Consider the following 22,846-nt stretch of genomic DNA (forward strand, 5'->3'; position numbering starts at 1 on the left):
TTCCCGGCGTAAGTGCCGCGCCCTCATGTCCCGGTTGCCGTGGATCATGCACGCCGGTCATCGCGGACCACCGCCGGCCGGTGCCGGTCGGCATTGAGCGCCACCCGGCCGCCGCCGGTCGGCACACGTCACCCCGGAACCCGGTGCCGCGCGACCCACCGGTCGATCCGGGACCAGTTGTCCTCCAGCCAGCCGATCCGCGCCTCCTCCTGGCGCGGCACCTCCGTCGCGGGCACCCCCCACCAGGTCAGCACCACCGGTTCCCGCAGCGGCAGCGCGCGCCACACGTCCATCGCGGTCTGCAGGTGGTCCAGTCCGGTGTGCGCCACGAAGACCACGTCGGCCTCCGGCGCCGCGTCGAGCGCCGCGAACAGCCCGTCGGGGTGCGGCGGCAGCACGTGCTGCCGCCGCTCGGCGCGCGCCCCGGCCAGGGCCAGCCCGCGCCGGTGCAGCCGCCGGATCGCCCGCATCCGGCGGCGCGGGGTGAAGTTCCCGCCTTCGGGGAAGATCAGCAGCGCGTCGTCGGCGGCCATCCCCTCGGCGAGCGCGCCGATCCGGGCGGCGGTGGCGCCGCTGTCACCGGGCTGGGGGTCGATGTAGGCGTGTGGGATCCCGCTGAGCAGGGCGTCTATCAGCGGGTCCCAGGCGAGGGTCTGTTTCAGGACGACCCGCGGTAGACGGCCGTACTCGGTCAGCAGGAGATGGGTCAGCAGGAAGGCCCCGCCGACGCCGCCGTGGCGTCCGCACACGATCACCGGGCCGGGAGGCAGAATCGGTGGGCTCGTCTCGCGTCCCTCCACGGAGTCGGCGGCGAGCGCGACGTCGAGCCCGCCGAAGCGCTGCGTCGCCGTGCGCAGTGTGCGCAGCGACTTGTCCAGCGCGCGGACGCGGTCGCGCCGGTCCCGCGGCGCGTCGCGGTCGACGAGGTATCGGATCCGTCGCCCGGCCGCGGCCACCAGCCCGGATATCTCGATCGACGAGTAGACCACCGCGACGGCCAGGACCCGGCGGTAGCGGCCCAGCCGCGGACGCCAGGGCGCGGTGAGAAGGGTGAAGAGCGCGGCGCCGATCGCCAGCAGGTACACCACGACCGCGATGAGCAGGAGCGCACAGACCCCGAGGAAGCGACGTCCGATTCTCCTCACCGCTCGCGCCCCTGTTCATCCCCCTGTTCAAGCCCCTGCTCGTGCTTCGCGAGATACGCCGACGAAGCTTGGTACGCCCGCTCGATGCGCTCCCGCACCAGCCCCAGGCCGCGCCGTCCGTACCGGGGCCGCAGGTCCGTCGACGAGCCCGGCGTGCCGGTGGGCAGGACGTGCACCTCGACGCCCGCCACCGGGTTGTTCAGCGCGTGCACGAACCGGTGCCGGCGCGCGATCTCGAACGCCACCACGGCGACCTCCCGCGGCGTGCGCGGGGCCTGCAGAGGGTGGTCGATGCGGCCGACGTGCAGCACGTAGACCGTGGTGGCGCCGGACGCCAGCGCCCGCCCCACCGGCACGCTGTCCACCAGGCCGCCGTCCAGGTAGTGCTCGCCGCCGACCAGGACCGGCGGCAGCAGCCCGGGCACGGCCGAGGACGCCAGCACCGCCTCGACCAGCGGACCCCGGGTGAACCAGTGCTCCGAGGCCCGCTCGATCGACGCCGCGACGCACTCGTAGGGCACCGCCAGGTCCTCGATCCGCGTGCCGCCGAACTCGCGTTCCAGCAGCCCACGCAGGGCGGCGTTGGAGAACAGATGGGTCCGGCTCCGCAGCGCGGTCCCCATCTGCGCGAACAACGTGTCCGCGAAGACGCCGCGCTCGCGTAGCGAGACCCACAGGTGCTCCAGGCGGGCGACCGCCTCAAGCTGCGGGTCGGCGGCGACCATGGCTCCGTTGAGCGCTCCGACCGAGGAGCCGAGGACCAGGTCAGGCTGAATTCCCCGCTCCATCAGGGCTTTGAGCATGCCCACCTCGTACGCGCCCAGCGGGCCGCCGCCGCCCAGGACGAAAGCCACAGGTCCACTCACCGGCTCCGCCTACCCAGAGTCGCCGGAAACATGCGGAGGGTGCCGCTGGGGGTGCCGGGGACGGGTGCCGCGGGCCCGGCGTCCCGTGCCAACCCGTTTGGATCCCCGCTCCCGGGTATCAGGAAGCAGATCCCAAGGAGGTGCGGAACCATGGTGACCGTCCTTATGGTGATAGTCGTGGTCGGGCTCGCCGTGCTGCTCATCGGCGGTGCGGTGAAGGCGGGGAGGCTGGAGCGATCGGCCGCCCGCGCCCCGGAGACGAACGATCACCGCGAGCGTCTGACCGATGAGGACCGGCAGTACATCCAGGAGTCCCTGAGGCACGCCGAAGGTGTCTTCCCGCAGAATCCCGCCGTCGCCGTCGACATGGCCCACCACTCGGTGGCCACCGTGCTGCACGCCCGCGGCGTGGACGCGCGGATCCCGGCGCGCCGCGACGAGGACGAGGCGTCGCCGGAGGAGCTGCGCCGGCAGCTGCTCCAGTACGAGGACATCGTGGGCGAGCTGATCGGCGCCGGGCCGCGGGCGTGACGCCTGAAAGCACCGTTTGATTCCAGAACACCGGGTTACCAGGTGCATCGGCCCGCCGGCGTCCCCTGAGCCGGCGGGCCCCGTCTGGGAGGGCGTGGGGTGAAGAACAAAGGGTTCCGGCAGTTCATCCTGCGGGGCAACGTCGTCGACCTGGCGGTCGGCATCGTCATCGGGGCGGCGTTCTCCACGGTGGTGAACAATTTCGTGAAGGCGTTCCTGACGCCGCTGATCGGCGTCGCGACCGGGAACGTCGGCGATTTCAGCAACCGCACGATGCGGATCGGCAAGACCGACTTCCCCTACGGGGCCTTCATCAACGGCCTGATCGCCTTCATCCTCACGGCGGTGGTGCTGTACTACCTCGTGGTCATGCCGGCCAACCGGCTGATGACCCGTTTCCAGGGCGAGCCGGACGCCGCCCCGCCGCCCGAGGCGGAGTGTCCGGAGTGCCTGAGCTCGATACCCGCCGGAGCGCGGCGTTGTGCTTACTGCACCGCCGTCCTTCCGGAGGCGTTCGAGTCACAGCGCTCTGCGACCTGAGGGGTATCGGCTCTCTCCGCCGCCGGCATGATCGCGATCCCGCCCCGCGGCTGACGCGGGCGCGCGCACCCGTCCGCGAGGATCGGTGCCATGCACCGGATCTCCACTCTGCCCACCGTCGCGAACGTCCCGAACTGGGCCCGGACCGCGGCCTTCGTGGCCGTCCTGACCCCGCTGCCGTCCAGTCTGTGGCGGCTTCCGATGTCCTGGGGCTGGATGATGGGCTTCGCCGAGTCGGCCAAGCAGGAGCTGCACGTCCCCGGTTGGGGATCGCTCTACATCGTCGGCCTGACCGTCTTCTCCGAGCTCTTCGCCTTCCTGACGCTCGGCCTGATCCAGCCCTGGGGCGAGACCTGGCCGCGCTGGGTGCCCCGCGTCGGCGGCCGCCGGATCCCGATCAAGGCCGCGGCGATCCCGGCCCTGATCGGGGCCTTCCTGGTCATGTTCTACTCAGCGGGCCTGGTCCACAACATGTTCGTGAACCCGGCCCCCGACGCGCCGCACGGCGTGGCCGTGTTCGTCCTCGACCTCTGCTACGCGCCGATCGTGCTGTGGGGGCCGCTGTTGGTGGCGGTCACCGTCCACTACTGCCGGCGGCGCCGGGCCGCGGGATGATCACTTCGGGCGGCGCTCCTGGGCATTCGAGCGCTCCCGGACATTCGAGTCCTGCTTCGCCCTCTTCGCCTCGTCGGAGGCCTCGTGCAGCCGCTCGTGGAGCTCTCCGAGCTTCCGCATCGCCCGCTCCTTGAGCTGCTGCCCGACGTGGCGGGCGGCCTCGCCGGTCTTCGTCGCGGCCTGCTTGGCGTGGGCGGCGATCTGGTCGGCCTTGCCGCGGGCGACGAGGTCGTCGTCGCCGAAGACCTTGCCGGCGGTCTCCTCGACGTGGCCCTTCAGTTCCTGCGTGTCGTGTTCCAGGTTGCTATCGGTGTTCATGGGTCCTTTCCTCTTCCATTCCGGCGGCGCGGGCCGCCTCGGCGAGCCGGTCGCGGTCGGCGAGCACCTCCAGGGCGCGCGTCCGCTCCGCCTCGAACCAGGCCGCGCGCTCGCGTTCGGCGAAGCGGCGCAGGCCTTCGTGCCGCTCGCGGACGCGGCACAGGGCCTGTTGCGAGGCGGCCAGTTCCCGGTAGCTCTCGGAGAGGCGCTGGGCGTCGGACCCGGCCTTGGCCGAGCGGTAGACCTCGTAAGCGCTGTCGCGCATGTGCGTGCAGACCCGGCGGGCCGTGGCGGCCTGCCCTTCGGCCTCGACGAGGCCCGCCATCCAGGCCGCGCCGACTATCTCCTCGGCTTCGTGGACGGCTTCGCGTTCGGATATCTGCCGCACCAGCTGCCGGTACGCAGCCTGCCGTTTCCTGATCCACCGCTGTCCCATGGCCGCTCCTGATCGTCGCTCCGGTGGCCCCCGGGTACCCGGGCCGGTGATCGACTAACGCGGGCTGTTCCCGCGCCTGCCGCGCCCGCCTGCCGTTTGTCCGTCCCGGTCTTGGAGATACGTGGTGCTTACGACGGATGGAGAGGATTCCGAGATGCAGGACACCCTCGAATACGTGATCGGCAGCCGCGTCCGGTGCGCCGGGGACGAGTGCGGCGAACTCGACTTCGTGGTCGTCGACCCGGTGGCCGACAAGTTGACCCATCTCGTGGTGCGCCCGGACGATGCCGGCGGCAAGGCTCGGCTGGTGCCCGTGCACATCGCCGTGCCGGGACCGGACGGCATCGACCTGAACTGCACGCCCGCCCGGTTCGAGGAGTTCGAACCCGCGCTGCGGACCCGGTTTCTGCCCGGTGCCGAGGATCCGGCCGGGCCCGTCGGCCGCGACCGGGTGCTGGAGTGGCCGTTCTACGGGCTCGCGCTGACGCCCGCGCTGACCGGGATGGCGCCCGGCATCGATTTGCGGCCCGCCACGGTGACCCTGGAGCGGATCCCGGTGGGCGAGGTGAGCGTCCGGCGCGGTGAGCGGGTGCACGCCGCCGACGGCGAGATCGGCCGGGTCCGCGGTCTGGTCGTGGTGCCGCCGGACAGCGCGGTCACGCATTTTCTGCTGGACGAGGGCCACTTGTGGGGCCGCAAGCGGGTCGCCATCCCGATCCGCGCGGTGACCGGGATCGACGAGCGCGGCGTCGCCGTGAGCCTGACGAAGGACGAGATCAAGGATCTCCCGCCGGTGGATGTCGAAGGCCTGGAGGCCGAGCCGGCCGGCGCCGACGGCGAACCCGACTGACCGGGCGCCACCCCGTTTGGATCCCGGCAGAACGGCAAATCGTGATGAGCGGCGCTTTCCGGCCGATGGGAAGTCCCATCAGCCGTAAGGAGCCACATGGAGGTGACAACACATGGTGATGCACCATACGACGTCCCGCGTCGGACCGACCGGCGTGACATCCCGGATCCTGCTCACGGTGGTGGGCGCGGCCGGACTGATCGTCGGCGCGTTCCTGAACTGGACACGGGACCTGCAGGGCACGCACGTGTCCTGGCGGTCCGTCTACCAGGACACGTTCGGCAGCACGGACAACATCGTGCAGTCGATCGGCGGGGCCTCGATCCTCGTCGGCCTGATCGCCGTCCTCGGCCTGGCCGACGCCAGCGGCTGGCTGGTCCGGTTCGCCGGCGCGGTGGGGATCGTGGGCTCGGTCCTGTTCATCATCCAGGTCCAGCGTTCGTCGGACCACAGCCTGCAGACCGGTCTGTGGTTCGCCCTCGTGGGCTCGGTGCTGTGCGTGGCCGCCGGCCTGACCGGCTACCGCGGCGGAACCGTGATCGTGGACGAGTGACGCGCAATCAGAGGAGGGCTACGAGATGAACCACAGCATCAATGAGGGCGTCCAGGCCGTCCGTCACACCGGTCAGCGAGTGTTGGATCGCGTCGAGGCCGCGGCGGGCGAGGTCGCCCAGGAAGCACGCGAGATGGGCGGCCGTCTTACGCACCACGACGCCAAGGCCGGCAAGTCCCGCCACAAGACCGGCCGCATAGCAGGGGCTGCGGCCTCGGCGGTGGCGTTCATCGTCGCCCTGGTGGTGCGACGGCGGCACAAGCATGAGAGCTGATACGCGGCTGTGAACGACGGCTCCCGCAGACCTTGAACGGTCTGCGGGAGCCGGTCGTCACGAGCAACTCCACCGCGAGCGTTTCGTGCGCTTCTTCCGGTGCTCCGTCGCTGCGAACAGCAGGCCGCCGAACATCGCGAGGTTCTTCAGGAAGTGGATGCGTTGCTGCGCGCGATCCGCCGGATCCTTGATTTCCCAGAACGGGTGCCCGGCATACGTCGTCGGGACCAGCGTGCCGGCCAACGCCAGGGCGCTGGCCCGCGGCATGAGGCCGAGGGCCAGCGCCACGCCCGCGCCGAGTTGGACGGCGCCGTTCAGGCGTATCGCCGTCTCGGCGTCTTTCGGCACCCCGGGCACCCGGTCGGCGACGGCACCGACCACCGGCTCCGCCTTGGCCGCGACGCGCTTCGGGTCGACGACCGAGTTGAAGCCGCCGGCGACGAACATCGCCGCGAGCATGGGACGGGCCGCCGCTCTGATCATGGTCATGGTCACCACCGCCTTGCTGGTGCTGCTTCGCCTGTTGTGCCCGCTGAGGTCCTCCGGCTCCGGATCCGCACTGTCAGCCTCACACGGCCCGCCTCATGCGGCGAGCCGAGCCGCCGCTCCCGCCAGGTCGCCGGCCAGCGCGCGGTACCGCTGGGCCACCGCCGGCCACGCGAAGGCCGGCGCGACCCGCGCGCCCTGGGCCGTCATGTCGGCCGCGACACCGGGGACCGTCAGCACGTGGCGCAGCGCCCTGGCCATGGCCACCGGATCCCGGTGCGGCACCAGGGCGCCCGCACCGTCGCCGAGCAGCTCCACGGCGTGCGGGAACTCGGTCGCCACGATCGGGCGGCGGGCGGCCACGGCCTCGATGAGGACGCCGGAGGTCACCTGTTCCCTGCTGTCGTACGGCAGCAGCACCACGTCGGAGGCGTCGATGATCTGGTGCAGCCGCCGGTCGCCCTCGTATGCCGCGTCGAACTCGACCAGGTCCTCCACGCCGCGCTGGACGGCCCGCTCCTTCAGGGAGTCCCGGTACGCCTCGCCCTGGCGCTCCAGCACCTTCGGGTGAGTGCGCCCCACCACCAGGTAGCGCGGCTCCACGCCCACGGCGCGCAGCTCCGCCAGCGCGTCGATCGCCCACTCGATGCCCTTGCCCGGGCCGATGAGGCCCCAGGTGAGGATGGTCGGACGCTTCATGTGGTGAAGTGCCTGAGCGAGCTTGTGCGGCCGCGAGGCCACCCGGGCTCCGTGCGGGATGACCTCGACGTTCTCCGGCGGCACGCGGTAGACCTTCGTCAGCCGCCGCGCGGCCGTGCGGGACAGCACGACGACGCGGTCGGCGCGCTCCACGATGTTCTCCAGCACGTCCCGCTGATGCTCGCTGGGCTCGGTGAGCACGGTGTGCAGGACGACGATCACCGGCCGGCGCACCGCGTCCAGGACGTCCGTGACGTTCTCGCCGTCGCGGCCCCCGTAGATCCCGTATTCGTGCTGGACGATGACCGTGTCGTAGCGGTTGAGCGCCTCGGCCGCCGCCTCGGTCCGGACCCCTTCGGCGTCGAGGGCCGCCACCACCTCCAAGCGGCGTCCGTCCTCCTGCGTCCCGTCGAGGACCTGGACCACACCGACATCGCAGCTCGGATCGCCGGCGATGAGATGGTCGCGGAGCGACTGGCTGAAAGTCGCCAGCCCACAGGCAGCTGGGGGATACGTACTGAGCACGCCGAATGTAGCCATTGTTCGTCCTTCCTACGGGAAGGCCCCTGTGTAGCCCGATGCCGCGGCGGCTAAACAGGCGTGCGCTCTCACCAGCGAGTTCGGTCAGGAGATCGTTCTATGGACGTCGTCCACCATTGAGATCCCCCCTCCGTGCTCGGCGATCCACGGCAGGTCCGAGGCCCGCGCCAGATCCAGGACACCCTCCTCCTGCCAGGTGTGGACGCCGGCCAGGACGTCCTTGGCGAGCCCGCGATCGGAGGCGTCGGTGTTCTCCCACAGGCGCCGGAACAACTCGTCGACGCGCAGGTGAGCCTGCTTGCAGAAAGCGTCCGCCAGCGCGACGGCCGAGCGTTCCCCGGCACGGCCCTGCTCGGCGAGCATCCGGGCCCTGACACACGCGGCCGTCATCGCGAACAGCTCGGCGCCGATGTCCACGGCCCGACCCAGGAACACCTGCCGGTGCTCCAGTCCGCCCTGCCATCGCGCCATGGCCTTGAACAGGGCCCGGGCCAGCCGCCGGGAGCGCCGTTCCACGAACCGCAGGTGCTTGGCGAGCCTGCCGAACTCCTCGCGGTACGCCGTCGGCACCATGCCGGGTCCCGCGACCAGGGTCGGCAGCCAGCGGCCGTAGAACGCGGCGGCGCGCACCGCCGCTGCCGCCTTGCGGCGCGGCCCGGCCTCGGGATCCACGAGGTCCCCGGCCGCCTCCAGGTGGACGTCCACCGCCTCGCGGGCGATCAGCAGGCGCATGATCTCCGAGGAGCCCTCGAAGATGCGGTTGATGCGCATGTCCCGCAGGGCCTGCTCGGCCGGCACCGGCCGCTCGCCGCGGGCCTTGAGCGAGGCGGCGGTCTCGTAGCCGCGGCCACCGCGCACCTGGACCAGGTCGTCGACGATGCGCCAGCCCATCTCCGAACCGTAGAGCTTGGCCAGCGCCGCCTCGATGCGGATGTCGTTGCGGTCCTCGTCGGCCATGAAGGAGGCGAGGTCCACCATCGCCTCCAGACCGAAGCTGGTGGCGGCCATGAACGCCAGCTGGGAGGCGACGGCCTCGTGCTCGCCGACCGGCCGGCCCCACTGCACCCGTACTCCCGACCACTGGCGCGCCGTGCGCACACTCCACTTCGCCGCGCCGACGCACGACGCCGGAAGGGAGAGCCGCCCGGTGTTGAGCGTGGTGAGCGCGATCTTCAGCCCCTGGCCCTCGGCGCCGATGAGATTGCCGGCCGGCACCCGGACGCGGTGGAAGCGGGTGACACCGTTCTCGATGCCGCGCAGACCCATGAACGCGTTGCGGTGCTCGACGGTGATCCCGGGCGTGGCGGCGTCGACCACGAACGCCGAGATGCCGCCCTTGTGTCCCTCGCCCGCCGGGACGCGCGCCATCACCACCAGCAGATCGGCGACGACGCCGTTGGTGGTCCACAGCTTCACACCGTCCAGGACGTACTCCGAGCCGTCCGCGGACGGCTCGGCGGTGGCCGCCAGCCGTGCCGGGTCCGAGCCGACGTCCGGTTCGGTGAGCAGGAACGCCGAGATGCACTTCACACAGCGCGGCAGGAACTCGCGCTTCTGGTCCTCGGTCCCGAACAGCTTCAGCGGCTGCGGCACCCCGATGGACTGGTGCGCCGACAGCATCGCGCCCAACGCCGGGCTCACCGAGCCGACGAGCATCAGGGCCCTGTTGTAGGAGACCTGGCTCAGGCCCAGGCCGCCGTACTCCTCGTCGATCTTCATGCCGAACGCGCCGAGGTCCATCAGGCCCCGGACGACCTCGTCGGGGATCCGGGCCTCGCGCTCGATGACCTCCGGGTCGACCTGCTCGGTGAGGAAGGCCTCCAGCTTCGCCAGGAACGCCTCGCCCTTGGCCGCGTCGCCCTCCGCCGCCGTCGGATGCGGATGGACCAGGTCCAGGCGGAACCGGCCCAGGAAGAGCTCCTTGGCGAAGCTGGGCTTACGCCAGCCCGCCTCGCGCGCGGCTTCGGCGACTCGGCGGGCTTCCCGTTCGGTGGCGTGCCGGGCTGTGGTGGTGGTCATCGCGTCACTTCCTCCGGTCGACGGCTTGGGGGCGGTGCGTTCTTCGAGTGTTCGGCGATCCGGTGCAGGCCGCCCTTCACGCCGTGGCGGCGAGGCATCTCCAAGATCACGTCCTCGGCGCTCGCCCATTCGGGGAGGCGGCCGGTCGGCCGGACACCCCAGACCCGCGGCATGGTCAGGCCGCCCACGCCGATCGGGTCCACGCGCGGCGCGCTTTCCCGCCCGGGCGTCGTCCCGCCTTCGACGAGGTGCGCCGCGGGCAGCTCGCATGCCAGGTTCTGGCCGGTCATGGGCCCTGAGTGCCCACCGGCCACGTGCCCAAACGCCGCATCCGACCGTGTGGGACCGGTGCGACGGGGTAGCCGGAGTGCGGAAAGGCGGTGGTGGGATGAAGACCGCGCTGGACGATCTGGCGGACCTGGGCCAGAGCCCCTGGCTGGACGGCATCGGCCGCGGCGCCCTCATGAGCGGCGGCCTGGTCGACCTGGTGGCGCGGGGTGTGCGCGGGCTGACGACGAATTCCGCGCTCGTTCGAGGAGCGATCACGGACGGTGATCACACGGACGCTCAACGGCAGAGGCTGCGCGACGTGGTGGCCGGGGCCAAGGACTCGAAACAGGCCTACCTCGATCTCGCCGTGGCAGACGCCCGGCAGGCGTGCGCGATGCTGGAGGGCACTGTGACGGGTCCCGGGCCCCGGGACGCCTGGGTGTCGCTGGAGGTGGACCCGCGGTTCGCGCACGACGTGCGGTCGACGGTGGAGGAGGCGTACCTGCTCCACCGGGCGGTGGACCACCCCCGGTTCCTCGTGAAGATCCCCGGCACGGTCCAGGGCCTGGTCGCCGTTGAAGAGGCGACGGCGCTCGGCGTCCGGGTCGACGTGAGCCTGCTGTTCTCGGTCTTCCGTCACCGGCAGGCCGCCGAGGCTTACGTGCGAGGCTTGCGCAGGCTGCGCGACAACGGCGGCAACCTGCGGACGATGTCCTCGGTCGCTTCCTTCTCCGTGTCCCACGTCGACGCGGCCGGCGACGAGGCGCTGCGTGCCGTCGGCGGCGATCCGGACCTGGCCGGCCGCCTGGCGGTCGCCAACGCGAAGATCGCCTATCGCACCTACAAGGAGGTCTTCTCGGGCATGGCGTGGGAGGAGCTGTCCCGCGCCGGCGCCCAGCCCCAATGGCCGCTGTGGGCCTCGACGTCCACCAAGGACCCGACCTTCTCCGATGTGAAATACGTCGAGAGCCTGATCGGTCCGGACACGGTCATCACGATGTCCCGGTCCACCATCGAGGCCTTCCTCGACCACGGCCGCGTCGGCCCCACGCTGGAGGACGGCGTCGAGGAGGCCGGCGCGGTCCTCGACGGCTTCCGCCGGGCGGGCGTCGACTACGACACGCTCACCGGCCACCTGGAGAAGGCCGGGATCCGGGACTTCAACCGGTCGTTCACCGAGATGCTCAAGGAGCTGGCAGCGCTCGGCCCCGGCCGGTGAGGTCGAGCTGGTACCACGTACCCTGCTTTCCGCCCAGATCGGCCGGGCCGGCCGGGCCGACCGCGACGAATCCCGCCTTGACCAGCACCCTCTGCGACGCGATGCCCGCCGTGGCAGCAGCGCAACAGCGCGGCGATCGCCCAGGTTCCACGGCTTCGGGCTGACTCAGTGCGCCGCGACCCCCAAGTGCGTCGTCACCGGCGCGAGCGGCCGCACCGCCGGCCCTTGAAGAACCGAGCCGTCCGGCGCGAACCGCGATCCGTGGCACGGACACTCCCACGTCTTCTCCGCGTCGTTGAACCCCACCGTGCCGCCCAGATGAGAGCACACCGCCGACACCAGGTGCAGGATCCCTGAGAGGTCCCGGTAGGCCGCGCAGTGCTCCCCGCCGACGTCCACCACCGCGCCCTCGCCCGGCTGGATCGCGGCCACCGCGGCTCTTTCGCCGGGCTCGATGCGGTGCCGGACCACCGAGCGGCCGCCGCCGGTCCGTGCGGCGCCGTCGTTGTCGGTGTCCTCCAGGCGGCCGGGGGAGAACGGGGCGGCCCAGTCCGGGAGGCCGCCGCCCGCGATGCCGGTGGTGATCAGCTGTCCGGCGGCGACGGCGTTGGTCAGGCCCCAGCCGCCGAAGCCGGTGGCGATCCAGGTGTGGGCGTGATCGGGGGACTGGGACGCCTTTCCTATCAGGGGGACGCGGTCCTCGGTCTCGTAGTCCTGGGCCGACCAGCGGTGGGTCACCTGGCGCAGACCCACGTGGGCGGCCGCCCAGCTCGACAGGGTCTCGTAGCGCTCCCCGACGCCGCCCGCCCCCGGCGTGAACTTCTCCCCGGCCACGATCAGCAACCGGTGCGAGGTGTCCAGCGGCGCGGTGCGGACCGAGCGCACCGAGTCCTCCAGGGTGATGTACATGCCTTCCGGGACGCTCTCGGCCGGCACCGGGCCGGCCACCACCAGCTCCCGGCGCGGTCGCAGCGCCCGGCGCGGACCCGGGGTGCTGGTGATCGGGAAGCCGGTGGCGATGACCAGGTGTTCGGCGGTCACCGACGCCCCGTCCTCGGTCACCGCCACGCACGGCTCGCCGTCGTCGACGGCCACCACGCGGCTGTCCTCGTAGACCACCGAGCCGCGGCGGACCAGGTCCTGGGCCAGGCCGAGCAGCAGCTTGCGGGGGTGGAACTGGATCTGGCCGTCCAGGCGCAGCGCCCCGGCGACCGGGAAGGGCAGGTCGATCGCGTCCCGGAACACCGCCGGGACGCCGGCCGCGACCGCCGCGGTGAGCTCCTCGCGCAGCTCCGGCAGCGTGTGCTCCAGCGTCACGTACAGGTACGCCGGACGCCGCTCCAGGTCGCAGTCGAGGGAGAGGGCCGCGCTCACCTCCGCGACCCTCTCCACCGCCAGCAGCTGCGCCTGCCCGTACCGCCGGGCCGCGTCCTGCCCGGCGGTACGGGCGATCGCGCTGAAGTTCAGTGACTGCAGGGCCGTGGCCTTGCCCGTCGTGTTCCCCGTGGAGGCGGCCCCGATGCGCCCGGCCTCGATCACCGCGACGCGCCGGCCCGCCTGGGCCAGCTCCCATGCGGTCCACAGGCCGGCCAGTCCGCCCCCGACCACGGCGACGTCGGCCGTGGTGCGGGCGTCCAGGGCCGGGTACCTGGTGGTCCCGCTGGTGCCGGTCCAATACGACTCGTTCATGGGCGTCCGGTAACCGCGCTCGGGAAGTTGAAACGTCGGTCGGGCAGGCGCACGATCGAAAGGGGGTGATCGTATACCCCGCCGCTGGCCGCCCACACGGTCCGGCCACGGCGAGCGGAAGGAGCCCCAGCATGACCGCCGCCCGGAAATACGAGATCGGAAGCAGCGTGCGCTGCTCCGACGGCGAGTGCGGAGAGCTCGTGTGCGTCGTGGTGGACCCCGTGGCCGACCGGCTCGCCCACCTGATCGTGGTGCCGCACGGCTCGGGCCAGTCGCGGCTGGTCCCGGTCGAGCGGGCCGGGGTCGAGGGCGGCGCCGTCGTCCTGGACTGCACCCGCGACGAGTTCTCGCACTTCGAGACCGCCGTCCGGACCCACTTCATGAACGCCGAGGACGAGGAGGAGGACCGTTACGGCTACCGCGGCGACGAGATCATGGCGTGGCCCTACTTCGGCCTCGGCCCGGCGCGCCCGGCGATGGGCCTGAGCGCCCCGGAGCCGGTGCTGACGCCCTGGATCGAGCTGGAGGACCGGGTCCCGGTCGGCGAGGTGCGGATCCGCCGCGGCGAGCGCGTGCACGCCACCGACGGCCGGATCGGCCACGTCCGCGGCCTCATCGTGGACCCGGCCGACGAGACGGTGACCCACGTGCTGCTCGACGAGGGCCACCTGTGGGGCCACAAGCAGGTCGCCATCCCGATCGTCGCCGTGGGGAAGATCACCGAGGAGGAGGTCGAGGTCCGGCTGACCAAGCACGAGATCAAGGACCTGCCGGCGGTCGACGTCGGCGCCGGGAACTGAGGTCGTGTCGCGGGCCGACTTCCTGAGGCCGCCCGTTCGGTACAGGATGGGACTGTGGGCGTGGCCGGCGCGCCCAAGTCGCATGAACGGCGGAATCGATGGACTCCCCCCAGCACCGGCCTGACCGGCCGGGTGTCTCGGACGCACGTCTCGGACGGCTCCTCGGCGCGCTGCGCGCCCTGCGCGACGGCGACTTCCGCCGCCGCGTCGTGGTCAGCGGCGACGACGACCTCGCGCAGGTGTGCGCCCTGGTCAACGACATCGCCGCGGCCAACCAGGCCTATCTGGTGGAGCTGGAACGGGTCGGCGCGGCCGTCGGGCGCGACGGTGTGATCAGCGAGCGGCTGGGCGGTGTCGGGAACGGCCTCGGCGCCGGCGACGGCGGCGCGAACGGCGGTCTCGGCAACGGTGGTCTCGGCAACGGCGGGTCCGCGCACGGCGGCTTCGGGACCGGCGCGGGCGGCGTCGTGTGGTCCGGGATCGGCTCCGTCGGCCCCGGTCTCAGCGGCGGCGACTGGGACCGCCAGCGCGTCGCGGTCAACGCCCTGCTCGAGGACCTGGCCCGCCCGCTGCAGGACACCGGGAGGGTGCTGGCCGCGATCGCCGAGGGCGACCTGTCCCAGGAGGTGGTCGTGGACGGCCGCGGCGAGCTCGCCGAGCTCGGCCGCACCCTCGACGACATGCGCCTCACCCTGCGCACCTTCGCCTCCGAGGTCACCCGGGTGGTCGGGGAGATCGGCAGCGACGGCCGCCTCGGAGGCCAGGCCGAGGTGCCCGGGGCCGCCGGGACCTGGAAGGACCTCACCGACGCGGTGAACCTGATGGCCGGCAACCTCACCGCCCAGGTGCGCGACATCGCCCAGGTGGCGACCGCGGTGGCGCAGGGCGACCTGTCCCACAAGATCACCGTCGACGTGCGGGGCGAGCTGCTGGAGCTCAAGACCACCCTGAACACCATGGTGGACCAGCTGTCCGGCTTCGCCGACGAGGTCACGCGGGTGGCCCGTGAGGTCGGCAGCGAGGGCATCCTGGGCGGCCAGGCCCGGGTGCCCGGCGTGGCCGGCACCTGGAAGGACCTCACCGACTCGGTGAACCGGATGGCCGGGAACCTGACGGCGCAGGTCCGCAGCATCGCGAAGGTGGCCACCGCGGTGGCCTCCGGCGACCTGACCCAGACCATCGACGTCGACGTGCGCGGCGAGATCCTGGAGCTCAAGGACACCCTCAACACGATGGTGGACCAGCTCTCCGGCTTCGCCTCCGAGGTCATCCGGGTGTCCCGCGAGGTGGGCACCGAGGGCCGGCTGGGCGGCCAGGCGCAGGTGCCGGGCGTGGCCGGCAGCTGGCGCGACCTCACCGACTCGGTGAACTCGATGGCCAACAACCTCACCGACCAGGTCCGCAACATCGCGCAGGTGACGACCGCGGTGGCGCAGGGCGACCTGACCAAGAAGATCGACGTCGACGCCCGCGGCGAGATCCTGGAGCTCAAGACCACCATCAACACGATGGTCGACCAGCTCTCCGGCTTCGCCGACGAGGTCACCCGGGTGGCACGCGAGGTCGGCACCGAGGGCAACCTGGGCGGCCAGGCGCAGGTGCGCGGCGCGTCCGGCACCTGGAAGGACCTCACCGACAACGTCAACGTCATGGCGAACAACCTCACCGGCCAGGTGCGCAGCATCGCGCGGGTGGCCACCGCGGTGGCCCAGGGCGACCTGACCAAGAAGATCACCGTCGAGGCCAAGGGCGAGGTCGCGGCCCTGGCCGAGACCTTCAACGGCATGGTCGACACGCTGTCGGCGTTCGCCTCCGAGGTCACCCGGGTGGCGCGCGAGGTGGGCACCGAGGGCATGCTCGGCGGCCAGGCCCGGGTGCCCGGCGTGGCCGGCACCTGGAAGGAGCTCACCGACCGCGTGAACGTCATGGCCGACAACCTGACCGGCCAGGTGCGCAACATCGCGCAGGTGACCACCGCGGTCGCGAACGGCGACCTGACCAAGAAGATCGACGTCGACGCCCGCGGCGAGATCCTGGAGCTCAAGACCACCCTGAACACCATGGTGGACCGGCTGTCGGCGTTCGCCTCCGAGGTCACCCGGGTGGCCCGCGAGGTCGGCACCGAGGGCAAGCTGGGCGGCCAGGCCACGGTCGAGGACGTCTCCGGGACCTGGCAGCGGCTCACCGAGTCGGTGAACCAGCTGGCCGGCAACCTGACCACCCAGGTGCGCGCGATCGCCGAGGTGGCCACCGCCGTGACCACCGGCGACCTGACCCGGGCGATCACCGTCGACGCCTCGGGGGAGGTGGCCGAGCTCAAGGACAACATCAACCAGATGATCGGCAACCTGCGCGCCACCACCCGGGCCAACCAGGAGCAGGACTGGCTGAACACCAACCTGGCCCGGATCGCCGGCCTGCTGCAGGGCCGCCGCGACCTGGCCAGCGTCGCCGGGCTGATCCTGGACGAGCTGGCGCCGCTGGTCTCGGCGCACAGCGCGGCCTTCTTCCTGGCCGAGACCGACGACGGACCGGTGGGGGCCGGCGAGGACGCCCAGGCGGTGCGGCTGCGGATGATCGCCGGGTTCGGCTACGCCGCCGCCCCCGGCTCCGAGCCGGTCTTCGCCCCCGGCCAGGGCCTGGTCGGCCAGGTCGCGGTGGGCAAGAAGACCATCGCCCTGACCGGCGCCCCGGCCGGCTACGTCCGCGTGCGCTCCGGCCTCGGCGAGACCGGCGCGACCAACGTCATCGTGCTGCCGGTGCCGTTCGAGGGCCAGACCCTCGGCGTCATCGAGCTGGCCTCGGTCAACGAGTTCACGCAGGTGCACCGGGACTTCCTGGAGGCCCTGAAGGAGACCATCGGCGTCGCGGTCAACACCATCACCACCAACGCCCGCACCGACGCGCTGCTGCGGGAGTCGCAGCGGCTGACCGGCGAGCTGCAGTCCCGGCAGGAGGACCTGCAGGAGTCGAACAACGAGCTGGAGGACAAGGCCGCGCAGCTGGCCAAGCAGAACAAGGACATCGAGATCAAGAACGCCGAGATCGAGCAGGCGCGCCTGACGCTGGAGGAGCGGGCGCAGCAGCTGGCGCTGGCCTCGAAGGTGAAGTCCGAGTTCATGGCCAACATGTCGCACGAGCTGCGCACGCCGCTGAACAGCCTGCTGATCCTGGCCCGGCTGCTGGCCGACAACGCCGAGCAGAACCTGACGCCGCGCCAGGTGGACTTCGCGCAGACCATCCACTCGGCCGGCTCGGACCTGCTCGGCCTGATCAACGACATCCTCGACCTGAGCAAGATCGAGGCCGGCCGGATGGAGATCCAGAACGAGTCCTGGCCGGTCGCCGACCTGGTCGAGGCCCTGGCCGCGACCTTCGAGCCGCTGGCCGCCGACAAGGGCCTGACGCTCCAGGTCGACGTGCGGGCCGACGCCCCGGCCATGGTCACCGCGGACAACCAGCGCGTCCAGCAGATCCTGCGCAACCTGCTGTCCAACGCGGTGAAGTTCACCGACGCCGGCGAGGTCCGGCTCCGGGTCTCGGCCGCGCACGGGTCGCGGGGCGAGTCCGCGGTGGCGTTCGCCGTCACCGACACCGGCATCGGCATCGCCGAGGACAAGCTGGAGCTCATCTTCGAGGCCTTCCAGCAGGCCGACGGGACGACGAGCCGCCAGTACGGCGGCACCGGCCTGGGCCTGTCGATCAGCCGCGAGCTGACCCGCCTGCTCGGCGCCGAGCTGCGGGTGGAGAGCGCGCCGGGCCGGGGGAGCACGTTCACGCTGCTGCTGCCGACGGTGCCGACGGCCCCCGACAGCGAGTACGTGCCGCGGGGCCGTGCCGGGGCACCGCACCTGCCGTCCCAGGCCGAGGCCGAGGCCGAAGTCGGGTTCGGGCCGGGGCCCGGGACGGGGACGACGACCGGCACGGGGCCCGGAGGCCCCGCCACCGCGATCGTGGTCATGGAACCGCTCGGCACCACGGTGCTGGCCGACGCCGCGGGGTCGGCGCTGGAGAGCCTGGCCGGGGTCAAGGACCAGGTCGAGGTGGTCTCCCTGACCAGCGCCGCCGACCTGCGCGGCACCCTGGCGACCGCGCGCCCGATCTGCGTGGTCGTCGACGCCGGCTGCCCCGCGCCGCAGGTGCGCGAGCTCCTGGACGCGGTCGCCGCGGCCGCGGCGAGCACCCCGGTGATGCTCTACGAGTCGGCGGCGAACGACGGCGTGGCCGACTCGCTGCGCCGCGCCGAGCGCGATCCGGCCCGTCTGGAGGTCGCGCACTCCATCCCGCAGGTCGCCGAGCGCCTGACCCTGCACGTGCTCACCGGCGGCCCGCGCCCCACCGGCCCGGCCGGCGAGAGCGGCCGCACCGGCCGCGAGCTGCCGCGCTTCGACGGCGAGAAGGTCCTGGTCATCGACGACGACATCCGCAACGTCTTCGCCCTGACCAGCGCCCTGGAGCTGCAGGGCCTGAACGTCGTCTACGCCGGCAACGGCCGCGAGGGCATCGAGCTGCTGAAGCAGAACCACGACGTGGCCCTGGTCCTGGTGGACATCATGATGCCCGGCATGGACGGCTACGCCACCACCGCGCGCATCCGCGCGCTGGAGCCGTTCCGCGACCTGCCGATCGTCGCGGTCAGTGCCAAGGCGATGAAGGGGGACCGGGAGAAGAGCCTGGCGGCCGGCACGAACGAGCACGTCACCAAGCCGGTGGACGTGGACCTGCTGCTCCTGCTGATCAAGGATCTGATCAACAAGGACTGAGCCTGAGACGGTGCCCCTGAGACGGTGCCCCTGAGATGGTGCCCCTGAGATGGTGCCCGGCGGGCGGGTGGTGCCGCCCGCCGGGCGGGTTCGTCGGTCACCGGCCGTCGCCGGTCACCGGTCAGCCGTCACTCGCCGGTCGTCAGCGCCGCTTCCCGCGCTGGCGCTCACGCTGCTTGCCGTCGTCCGAGCGTGCGGCGGACATCGCCACCGCCACTAGCAGGAATGTCACCACGACCATCGTGCCGTTGCCCGACGTGATGGCACCGATCAACAACAGCGCCCCGCCCAGCAGGATGCCCGGCACGATCCAACCGGAGTTCTTGAACATGGCAGCCTCCCTCAGCTCACAGCTGACGGGTCGGCACTGCTTGTGCCCGTGCAGATCCAGGGTAAACGCCGGTTCGAATTCGCGACAGCGCAGGTCACGACACCGCAGGTGGGCGCAGGGCGAACAGCCCCGCGACCCCGGCCAGGTCCAGGATCCGCACGACGACCTCGGACGGCGCCACCAGCACCAGGCCGCCCCCGGCCTCCCGGGCGGTGCGGTTCAGCTCCAGCAGGACGCGCACCCCGGCCGAATCCAGGAAACTGACGCCGGAGCAGTCCAGATCCACCCGGACACCCGGGCGGACCTCGGACGTCACCGCCTCCCGGAGCCGCTCGGCGGTGGCCAGGTCGACGTCGCCGGCCACCGTGGCCCGCACCGCGGAGTCCGACGCCGTCGCCGATACAGTGAACTCGTCCATGCCGCGGCCTCCCGCCTGGCTCCAAGGCGTACCTGTCGACCCTAACCGGCGGAGGTTTCTCGTGCTTTCCGAATGTGCGGCCCCACCTGGCGTGGGACCATGGGTGCCCGGGAAGTGGTCCGGCCGGAGTCGGGAGGCCGAGTGAGCGGCAGCGGTGGTCTGGCGACGGGCCGCCAGGTCTCGGAAGCGGTGCTGGTCCCCGACGCGGACGCGCCGCGCGCGGCGCGCGACTTCGCGGCGCTCACGTTGCGGCGCTGGGGAGTGCCGCAGTGGGGCGAGCCGGTGGGCCTGGTGGTGAGCGAGCTCGTCACCAACGCGGTGCGCCATGCCCGGACCCCGGCCACGCTGCGGCTGATCCCGGCCGAGGCCGGGGTCGTCGTCGAGGTCGACGATGCCGCGGACGGGGTGCCCCGGCTGCTGCCGCCCGCCGGGCGCAGCTCCGCCGGCGGGCTGGGCCTGGCGATCGTGGACCGGCTCGCGGAGGCGTGGGGCACCACCCCGCGGGCCGCCGGCGGCGGCAAGACGGTGTGGGCGCGCCTGCGCATGCCGGACGCGCCGGCGTGGCGCGAGGCCGAGCGAGCCGCGGACGACCAGATCGTCCTCGAACTGCCGTGGGACAAGGACATGGTCGGCATGGTGCGCTCCGCGGCCGGCCACCTCGCGGTGCGCGCCGGCTTCGAGCGGCGCGATCTGGAGGATCTGCGGCTGGCCGCCGACGAGATCTACTCGCTGCTCTACGCGCAGCGTCCGGACCGGCCGGCGGGCACCGGGATCAGCTGCCGGTTCGTGGTGGGCCCGGGGCGGGTGGGGCTGGAGATGACCGCGCCGGTGGCGGCCCGCCGGCCGCCGGGCGTCGACGACTTCGGATGGCATCTGCTGCAGGCCCTGGTGGACGAGATCGAGTGGCGGGCCGGCGACCGGAGCTGCGGGGTGCGGGCGGAGAAGCGGAAGGGGACGCAGGCGTGAGCGAGGATTTCGCCGCCCACCGCGACCGCCTCGCCCGGGAGCGCCGGGAGCACCGCTGGGACGCCCTGGTCGACCAGGCCGTCGGCGTCGTCATGGCCCGCTCCGGCTGCGGTTCCGCCGAGGCCGTCGCCCAGCTCGCGGCCATCGCCCGGCGCTCCGGCCGGCCGTTGCGCGCGGTCGCCGCCGACGTCGTCGCCGAGGCGGCCGGCCTGGCGGCCGACGCCCCGCCGGACCCGGACGTCGTCCGCCTGCACCCGGAGGTCGCGGCGCTGGACCGCTCCGCCGACGGCGACGAGCTTGCGCGCAGCCTGGTCACCGAGGCGCTGGGCTACTCGCGGCCGTCCGGCGCGGTCATCGGCGTGCTCGACGACGACGGCACCGTCGCGATCCTGGGTTCCACCGGCTTCCCGGCCCGGGAGATCCGCCGCTGGCGCCGGATCCCGCCGGCCGTCGACACCCTGATCAACCGGGCCGTGCGGTCCGGCGCGCCGGTCTGGATCGACGACGACTCCGAGGACCGGCCGGTGGTCATCGGGCAGAGCGGCACGGGCCCGCACGGCACCCGGGTGGCCGTCCCGCTGCGGTCCGGGCGGATGCTCATCGGGGTGGTGCTGCTGGCGTGGCGTCCGATGCCCGCTTCCGGACACGGCTCCGGCCCGGGGTCCGGGGGCGCCGCCGGCGCTCTGGACGACCGCGCCCGCCGCGAGGTCGAGGCCGTGGTCCAAGCCGCCGGTCCGGCGCTGCTCCGGATGCTCGGCGAGGACCTCCACGGCGCCGAGTCCGCCGCGGCCGGGGTCGCGGGCGGCACGACCGGAGCCGTGGCCGAGTCCCCGTGGCAGGACGTCGTGGACCTGCTCGATGTCCCCGCGCTGGTCGTGACCGGCCTGGAAGCCATGCCGGTCACCGCAGACCGGCTCCACGTCACCGCCCGTAACGAGGCCGCCGCGGACCTGATGCTCCCCGGCGCCGACAGGAGCCTGGAGGCGGCGGCACCCTGGCTGGCCACCGACGACGTCGTGGAGGCCCTCGCGGTCGTGGCGCGGACCGGCACGCCGAGGCGGCACCCGGTCAAGACCGGGCGGCTCGGCGTCGAGGCGGTCTCGGCGGTGCGCGCCGGCGGCGTGACCTCGGTGCTGGTCGTCGCCCACTCCACCGCCGAGCCGGCCACCGAGGTCGACGCCACCCTGGAGCGCCTGGGCCGGTTCGGCACCTGGACCTGGGACGCGGCCGGCGACCGGGTCCGCTGGTCGCCGGAGGCGCTGCGGATCATGGGCGCCCCGGCGCTCGGCGACCCGACCGGGATCAACCGGCCGCCGTACACGGTGCACCCCGACGACGCCGAGGCCGAGCGCCGCTTCATCAAGACCCTGACCACCGAGGGGCGGCCCGCCGAGGTCGAGTTCCGGATCGTCCACTACGGCGGGGAGCCGACGCGCGTGCGGCTGGCGGCCGAGCCGGTGCCGGGGCGGCACGGCGCGGGCTCCGGCGGCTCCGGCGGCTCCGACACCCTCGACCGGGCCCATGGCGCCGACCGCGCCGACACCGACCGCGCAGAAAGCGACCGCGCCGACCGCGCGGCCGGCTCCACCGCCCCCTCCCGCCCGGCTACTGCCCCCGAGCGCATCGTGGGCGTGATCCAGGACGTCACCGATTGGCGCCGCTCCGAGACCGCGCTGGAGGTCGCCCGCGTGCAGCTCGCGGCCCAGCGCTCCCGCGCCGACGCCGAACGCAACCTGGCCTCCGCCCTCCAGCAGGCGATCGTCCCCGGCGCCGCCCGCAACGAGCCGCCCCACACCGGTGTGGAGGTCGCCGCCCGCTACCGCCCGGCCAGCGCGGCGGCCGGCGTCGGCGGCGACTGGTACTCCGTCTTCCCGCTGCGCGACGCCCAGCTGCTGCTGGCCATCGGCGACGTCGCGGGCCACGGCCTGCCGGCCGCCTCGGCCATGGCCGACGTGCACCACGGCCTGCGCGGCATGGCGCTCGCCGAGAACCGGCCCGGCCGCCTGCTCACCCTGCTCAACGAGCTGGTCGACTCCATGCCCGAGTTCACCATCGCCAGCGCCTGCTGCCTGCTGTGGGACCCGGCTCGGCGGGTGGTGCGGTGGGGCAACGCCGGGCATCCGGCCCCGATCCGGGTCCGGGGCGGCGCGGCCGAGACGATCGAGGACCACGTCGGGCCGATGCTCGGCGCCGACTCCCAGGCCGTTTACGAGGACTGCGACCTGGCGGTGGAGAGCGGGGACGTGCTGCTGCTCTACACCGACGGCCTGGTGGAGCGGCGCCGCGCCGGAGACGACGAGACCACCGCCTACCTGCTCGGCCAGGCCCGCGACCCGGATCCGGACCTCGGCCGCTACCTCGACCGGATCCTGGCCGGGGCCCGCTCCGACACCGACGACGACGTCTGCGTGCTGGCCGTCCGCTTCGAGTGAGGGTTTGATCCGCCGCTCACGGGTCAAGCGGAGGCGGAGAACGCGCCCGGCGCACCGGGGAGGGGTCCGTCGGGCCGGGGACCGCG

Annotated in this window: 22 protein-coding genes; 11 read left to right on the plus strand and 11 right to left on the minus strand. The window is 72.7% G+C overall.

Annotation, left to right across the window (positions count from 1 at the left end; genetic code table 11):
* Positions 1–128: 128 nt before the first annotated feature.
* Together ABD466_RS39510 and ABD466_RS39515 are read right to left on the minus strand one after the other, a co-directional pair.
* Entirely contained in the window at positions 129–1,145 is a 1,017-nt protein-coding gene (locus ABD466_RS39510) for a 1-acyl-sn-glycerol-3-phosphate acyltransferase (protein WP_344662423.1), read from the minus strand.
* On the minus strand, positions 1,142–1,999 hold the full coding sequence (locus tag ABD466_RS39515; protein ID WP_425558857.1) for a patatin-like phospholipase family protein: 858 nt from the start codon (positions 1,997–1,999) through the stop codon (positions 1,142–1,144). The genes ABD466_RS39510 and ABD466_RS39515 overlap by 4 nt, the downstream gene beginning before the upstream one ends.
* A 162-nt stretch (positions 2,000–2,161) precedes the next feature.
* Here ABD466_RS39515 and ABD466_RS39520 point away from each other — a divergent pair, with 162 nt between their 5' ends.
* From ABD466_RS39520 to ABD466_RS39530, 3 genes are all read left to right on the plus strand, one after another.
* Positions 2,162–2,542 (plus strand): hypothetical protein, encoded by a 381-nt coding sequence (locus tag ABD466_RS39520; RefSeq protein ID WP_344662425.1) that lies wholly within the window; start codon positions 2,162–2,164, stop codon positions 2,540–2,542.
* A 99-nt stretch (positions 2,543–2,641) separates the two neighbouring features.
* Positions 2,642–3,082: a large conductance mechanosensitive channel protein MscL gene (gene mscL / locus ABD466_RS39525; protein ID WP_344662426.1), complete on the plus strand. Its 441-nt coding sequence runs from the start codon at positions 2,642–2,644 to the stop codon at positions 3,080–3,082.
* Positions 3,083–3,172: 90 nt separating this feature from the next.
* Positions 3,173–3,697, plus strand: coding sequence for a hypothetical protein (locus ABD466_RS39530; protein WP_344662427.1), 525 nt, complete (start codon positions 3,173–3,175; stop codon positions 3,695–3,697).
* Here ABD466_RS39530 and ABD466_RS39535 read toward each other — a convergent pair whose 3' ends face one another.
* Positions 3,698–4,015 carry a CsbD family protein gene (locus ABD466_RS39535; RefSeq protein WP_344662428.1) on the minus strand — a complete coding sequence of 106 codons (318 nt, stop codon included), beginning with the start codon at positions 4,013–4,015 and terminating at the stop codon, positions 3,698–3,700.
* Positions 4,002–4,451, minus strand: a complete 450-nt coding sequence (locus tag ABD466_RS39540; RefSeq protein WP_344662429.1) for a hypothetical protein — start codon at positions 4,449–4,451, stop codon at positions 4,002–4,004. The genes ABD466_RS39535 and ABD466_RS39540 overlap by 14 nt, the downstream gene beginning before the upstream one ends.
* A 154-nt stretch (positions 4,452–4,605) precedes the next feature.
* Here ABD466_RS39540 and ABD466_RS39545 point away from each other — a divergent pair, with 154 nt between their 5' ends.
* The 3 genes from ABD466_RS39545 to ABD466_RS39555 all read left to right on the plus strand — a co-directional run bounded on the left by ABD466_RS39545 (position 4,606) and on the right by ABD466_RS39555 (position 6,128).
* Entirely contained in the window at positions 4,606–5,301 is a 696-nt protein-coding gene (locus ABD466_RS39545) for a hypothetical protein (RefSeq protein ID WP_344662430.1), read from the plus strand.
* A 112-nt stretch (positions 5,302–5,413) separates the two neighbouring features.
* Positions 5,414–5,854, plus strand: a complete 441-nt coding sequence (locus ABD466_RS39550; RefSeq protein WP_344662431.1) for a sugar:proton symporter — start codon at positions 5,414–5,416, stop codon at positions 5,852–5,854.
* 25 nt (positions 5,855–5,879) lie between these two features.
* A complete protein-coding gene (locus tag ABD466_RS39555; RefSeq protein WP_344662432.1) occupies positions 5,880–6,128 on the plus strand; it encodes a hypothetical protein in 249 nt (82 codons plus the stop codon).
* Positions 6,129–6,185: 57 nt separating this feature from the next.
* On the opposite strand, the gene ABD466_RS39560 is transcribed toward ABD466_RS39555, so the two are convergent.
* The 4 genes from ABD466_RS39560 to ABD466_RS39575 form a co-directional block, all read right to left on the minus strand.
* Positions 6,186–6,617, minus strand: a complete 432-nt coding sequence (locus ABD466_RS39560; RefSeq protein WP_344662433.1) for a DoxX family protein — start codon at positions 6,615–6,617, stop codon at positions 6,186–6,188.
* Positions 6,618–6,710: 93 nt separating this feature from the next.
* A complete protein-coding gene (locus ABD466_RS39565; protein WP_344662434.1) occupies positions 6,711–7,853 on the minus strand; it encodes a glycosyltransferase in 1,143 nt (380 codons plus the stop codon).
* Between the two features lie 84 nt (positions 7,854–7,937).
* The gene (locus ABD466_RS39570; RefSeq protein WP_344662435.1) at positions 7,938–9,872 is read right to left on the minus strand and encodes an acyl-CoA dehydrogenase family protein; all 1,935 of its coding nucleotides are present in this window, start codon (positions 9,870–9,872) and stop codon (positions 7,938–7,940) included.
* On the minus strand, positions 9,869–10,162 hold the full coding sequence (locus ABD466_RS39575; protein ID WP_344662456.1) for a hypothetical protein: 294 nt from the start codon (positions 10,160–10,162) through the stop codon (positions 9,869–9,871). The genes ABD466_RS39570 and ABD466_RS39575 overlap by 4 nt, the downstream gene beginning before the upstream one ends.
* 98 nt (positions 10,163–10,260) lie before the next feature.
* Here ABD466_RS39575 and ABD466_RS39580 point away from each other — a divergent pair, with 98 nt between their 5' ends.
* Positions 10,261–11,361 carry a transaldolase gene (locus tag ABD466_RS39580; RefSeq protein WP_344662436.1) on the plus strand — a complete coding sequence of 367 codons (1,101 nt, stop codon included), beginning with the start codon at positions 10,261–10,263 and terminating at the stop codon, positions 11,359–11,361.
* A 165-nt stretch (positions 11,362–11,526) separates the two neighbouring features.
* On the opposite strand, the gene ABD466_RS39585 is transcribed toward ABD466_RS39580, so the two are convergent.
* Positions 11,527–13,050 (minus strand): FAD-dependent oxidoreductase, encoded by a 1,524-nt coding sequence (locus ABD466_RS39585; RefSeq protein WP_344662437.1) that lies wholly within the window; start codon positions 13,048–13,050, stop codon positions 11,527–11,529.
* A 131-nt stretch (positions 13,051–13,181) separates the two neighbouring features.
* Here ABD466_RS39585 and ABD466_RS39590 point away from each other — a divergent pair, with 131 nt between their 5' ends.
* Both ABD466_RS39590 and ABD466_RS39595 read left to right on the plus strand, forming a co-directional pair.
* Positions 13,182–13,850 (plus strand): hypothetical protein, encoded by a 669-nt coding sequence (locus tag ABD466_RS39590; RefSeq protein WP_344662438.1) that lies wholly within the window; start codon positions 13,182–13,184, stop codon positions 13,848–13,850.
* Between the two features lie 98 nt (positions 13,851–13,948).
* Entirely contained in the window at positions 13,949–18,613 is a 4,665-nt protein-coding gene (locus ABD466_RS39595; RefSeq protein WP_344662439.1) for a HAMP domain-containing protein, read from the plus strand.
* 142 nt (positions 18,614–18,755) lie between these two features.
* Here the strand turns inward: ABD466_RS39595 and ABD466_RS39600 are convergent, their stop codons facing one another.
* Together ABD466_RS39600 and ABD466_RS39605 are read right to left on the minus strand one after the other, a co-directional pair.
* Positions 18,756–18,944: a hypothetical protein gene (locus ABD466_RS39600; protein ID WP_344662440.1), complete on the minus strand. Its 189-nt coding sequence runs from the start codon at positions 18,942–18,944 to the stop codon at positions 18,756–18,758.
* 94 nt (positions 18,945–19,038) lie between these two features.
* Positions 19,039–19,362 carry an STAS domain-containing protein gene (locus ABD466_RS39605; protein WP_344662441.1) on the minus strand — a complete coding sequence of 108 codons (324 nt, stop codon included), beginning with the start codon at positions 19,360–19,362 and terminating at the stop codon, positions 19,039–19,041.
* Positions 19,363–19,503: 141 nt separating this feature from the next.
* Here ABD466_RS39605 and ABD466_RS39610 point away from each other — a divergent pair, with 141 nt between their 5' ends.
* Together ABD466_RS39610 and ABD466_RS39615 are read left to right on the plus strand one after the other, a co-directional pair.
* Entirely contained in the window at positions 19,504–20,328 is an 825-nt protein-coding gene (locus ABD466_RS39610; protein ID WP_344662442.1) for an ATP-binding protein, read from the plus strand.
* Positions 20,325–22,760: a SpoIIE family protein phosphatase gene (locus tag ABD466_RS39615; protein WP_344662443.1), complete on the plus strand. Its 2,436-nt coding sequence runs from the start codon at positions 20,325–20,327 to the stop codon at positions 22,758–22,760. Before ABD466_RS39610 ends, ABD466_RS39615 begins: the two co-directional genes overlap by 4 nt.
* Positions 22,761–22,846: the final 86 nt, after the last annotated feature.

The sequence above is a fragment of the Catenulispora subtropica genome, assembly GCF_039531675.1.
In the GTDB taxonomy this organism is placed as follows: Bacteria; Actinomycetota; Actinomycetes; order Streptomycetales; family Catenulisporaceae; genus Catenulispora; species Catenulispora subtropica.

Bases quoted from the DNA above. Each gene is read 5' to 3' on its own strand.
- ABD466_RS39520 (WP_344662425.1), top strand. From the start codon at position 2,162: ATGGTGACCGTCCTTATGGTGATAGTCGTGGTCGGGCTCGCCGTGCTG.
- ABD466_RS39530 (WP_344662427.1), top strand. From the start codon at position 3,173: ATGCACCGGATCTCCACTCTGCCCACCGTCGCGAACGTCCCGAACTGG.
- ABD466_RS39535 (WP_344662428.1), bottom strand. From the start codon at position 4,015: ATGAACACCGATAGCAACCTGGAACACGACACGCAGGAACTGAAGGGC.
- ABD466_RS39540 (WP_344662429.1), bottom strand. From the start codon at position 4,451: ATGGGACAGCGGTGGATCAGGAAACGGCAGGCTGCGTACCGGCAGCTG.
- ABD466_RS39545 (WP_344662430.1), top strand. From the start codon at position 4,606: ATGCAGGACACCCTCGAATACGTGATCGGCAGCCGCGTCCGGTGCGCC.
- ABD466_RS39550 (WP_344662431.1), top strand. From the start codon at position 5,414: ATGGTGATGCACCATACGACGTCCCGCGTCGGACCGACCGGCGTGACA.
- ABD466_RS39555 (WP_344662432.1), top strand. From the start codon at position 5,880: ATGAACCACAGCATCAATGAGGGCGTCCAGGCCGTCCGTCACACCGGT.
- ABD466_RS39560 (WP_344662433.1), bottom strand. From the start codon at position 6,617: ATGACCATGATCAGAGCGGCGGCCCGTCCCATGCTCGCGGCGATGTTC.
- ABD466_RS39565 (WP_344662434.1), bottom strand. From the start codon at position 7,853: ATGGCTACATTCGGCGTGCTCAGTACGTATCCCCCAGCTGCCTGTGGG.
- ABD466_RS39570 (WP_344662435.1), bottom strand. From the start codon at position 9,872: ATGACCACCACCACAGCCCGGCACGCCACCGAACGGGAAGCCCGCCGA.
- ABD466_RS39575 (WP_344662456.1), bottom strand. From the start codon at position 10,162: ATGACCGGCCAGAACCTGGCATGCGAGCTGCCCGCGGCGCACCTCGTC.
- ABD466_RS39580 (WP_344662436.1), top strand. From the start codon at position 10,261: ATGAAGACCGCGCTGGACGATCTGGCGGACCTGGGCCAGAGCCCCTGG.
- ABD466_RS39585 (WP_344662437.1), bottom strand. From the start codon at position 13,050: ATGAACGAGTCGTATTGGACCGGCACCAGCGGGACCACCAGGTACCCG.
- ABD466_RS39590 (WP_344662438.1), top strand. From the start codon at position 13,182: ATGACCGCCGCCCGGAAATACGAGATCGGAAGCAGCGTGCGCTGCTCC.
- ABD466_RS39595 (WP_344662439.1), top strand. From the start codon at position 13,949: ATGGACTCCCCCCAGCACCGGCCTGACCGGCCGGGTGTCTCGGACGCA.
- ABD466_RS39600 (WP_344662440.1), bottom strand. From the start codon at position 18,944: ATGTTCAAGAACTCCGGTTGGATCGTGCCGGGCATCCTGCTGGGCGGG.
- ABD466_RS39605 (WP_344662441.1), bottom strand. From the start codon at position 19,362: ATGGACGAGTTCACTGTATCGGCGACGGCGTCGGACTCCGCGGTGCGG.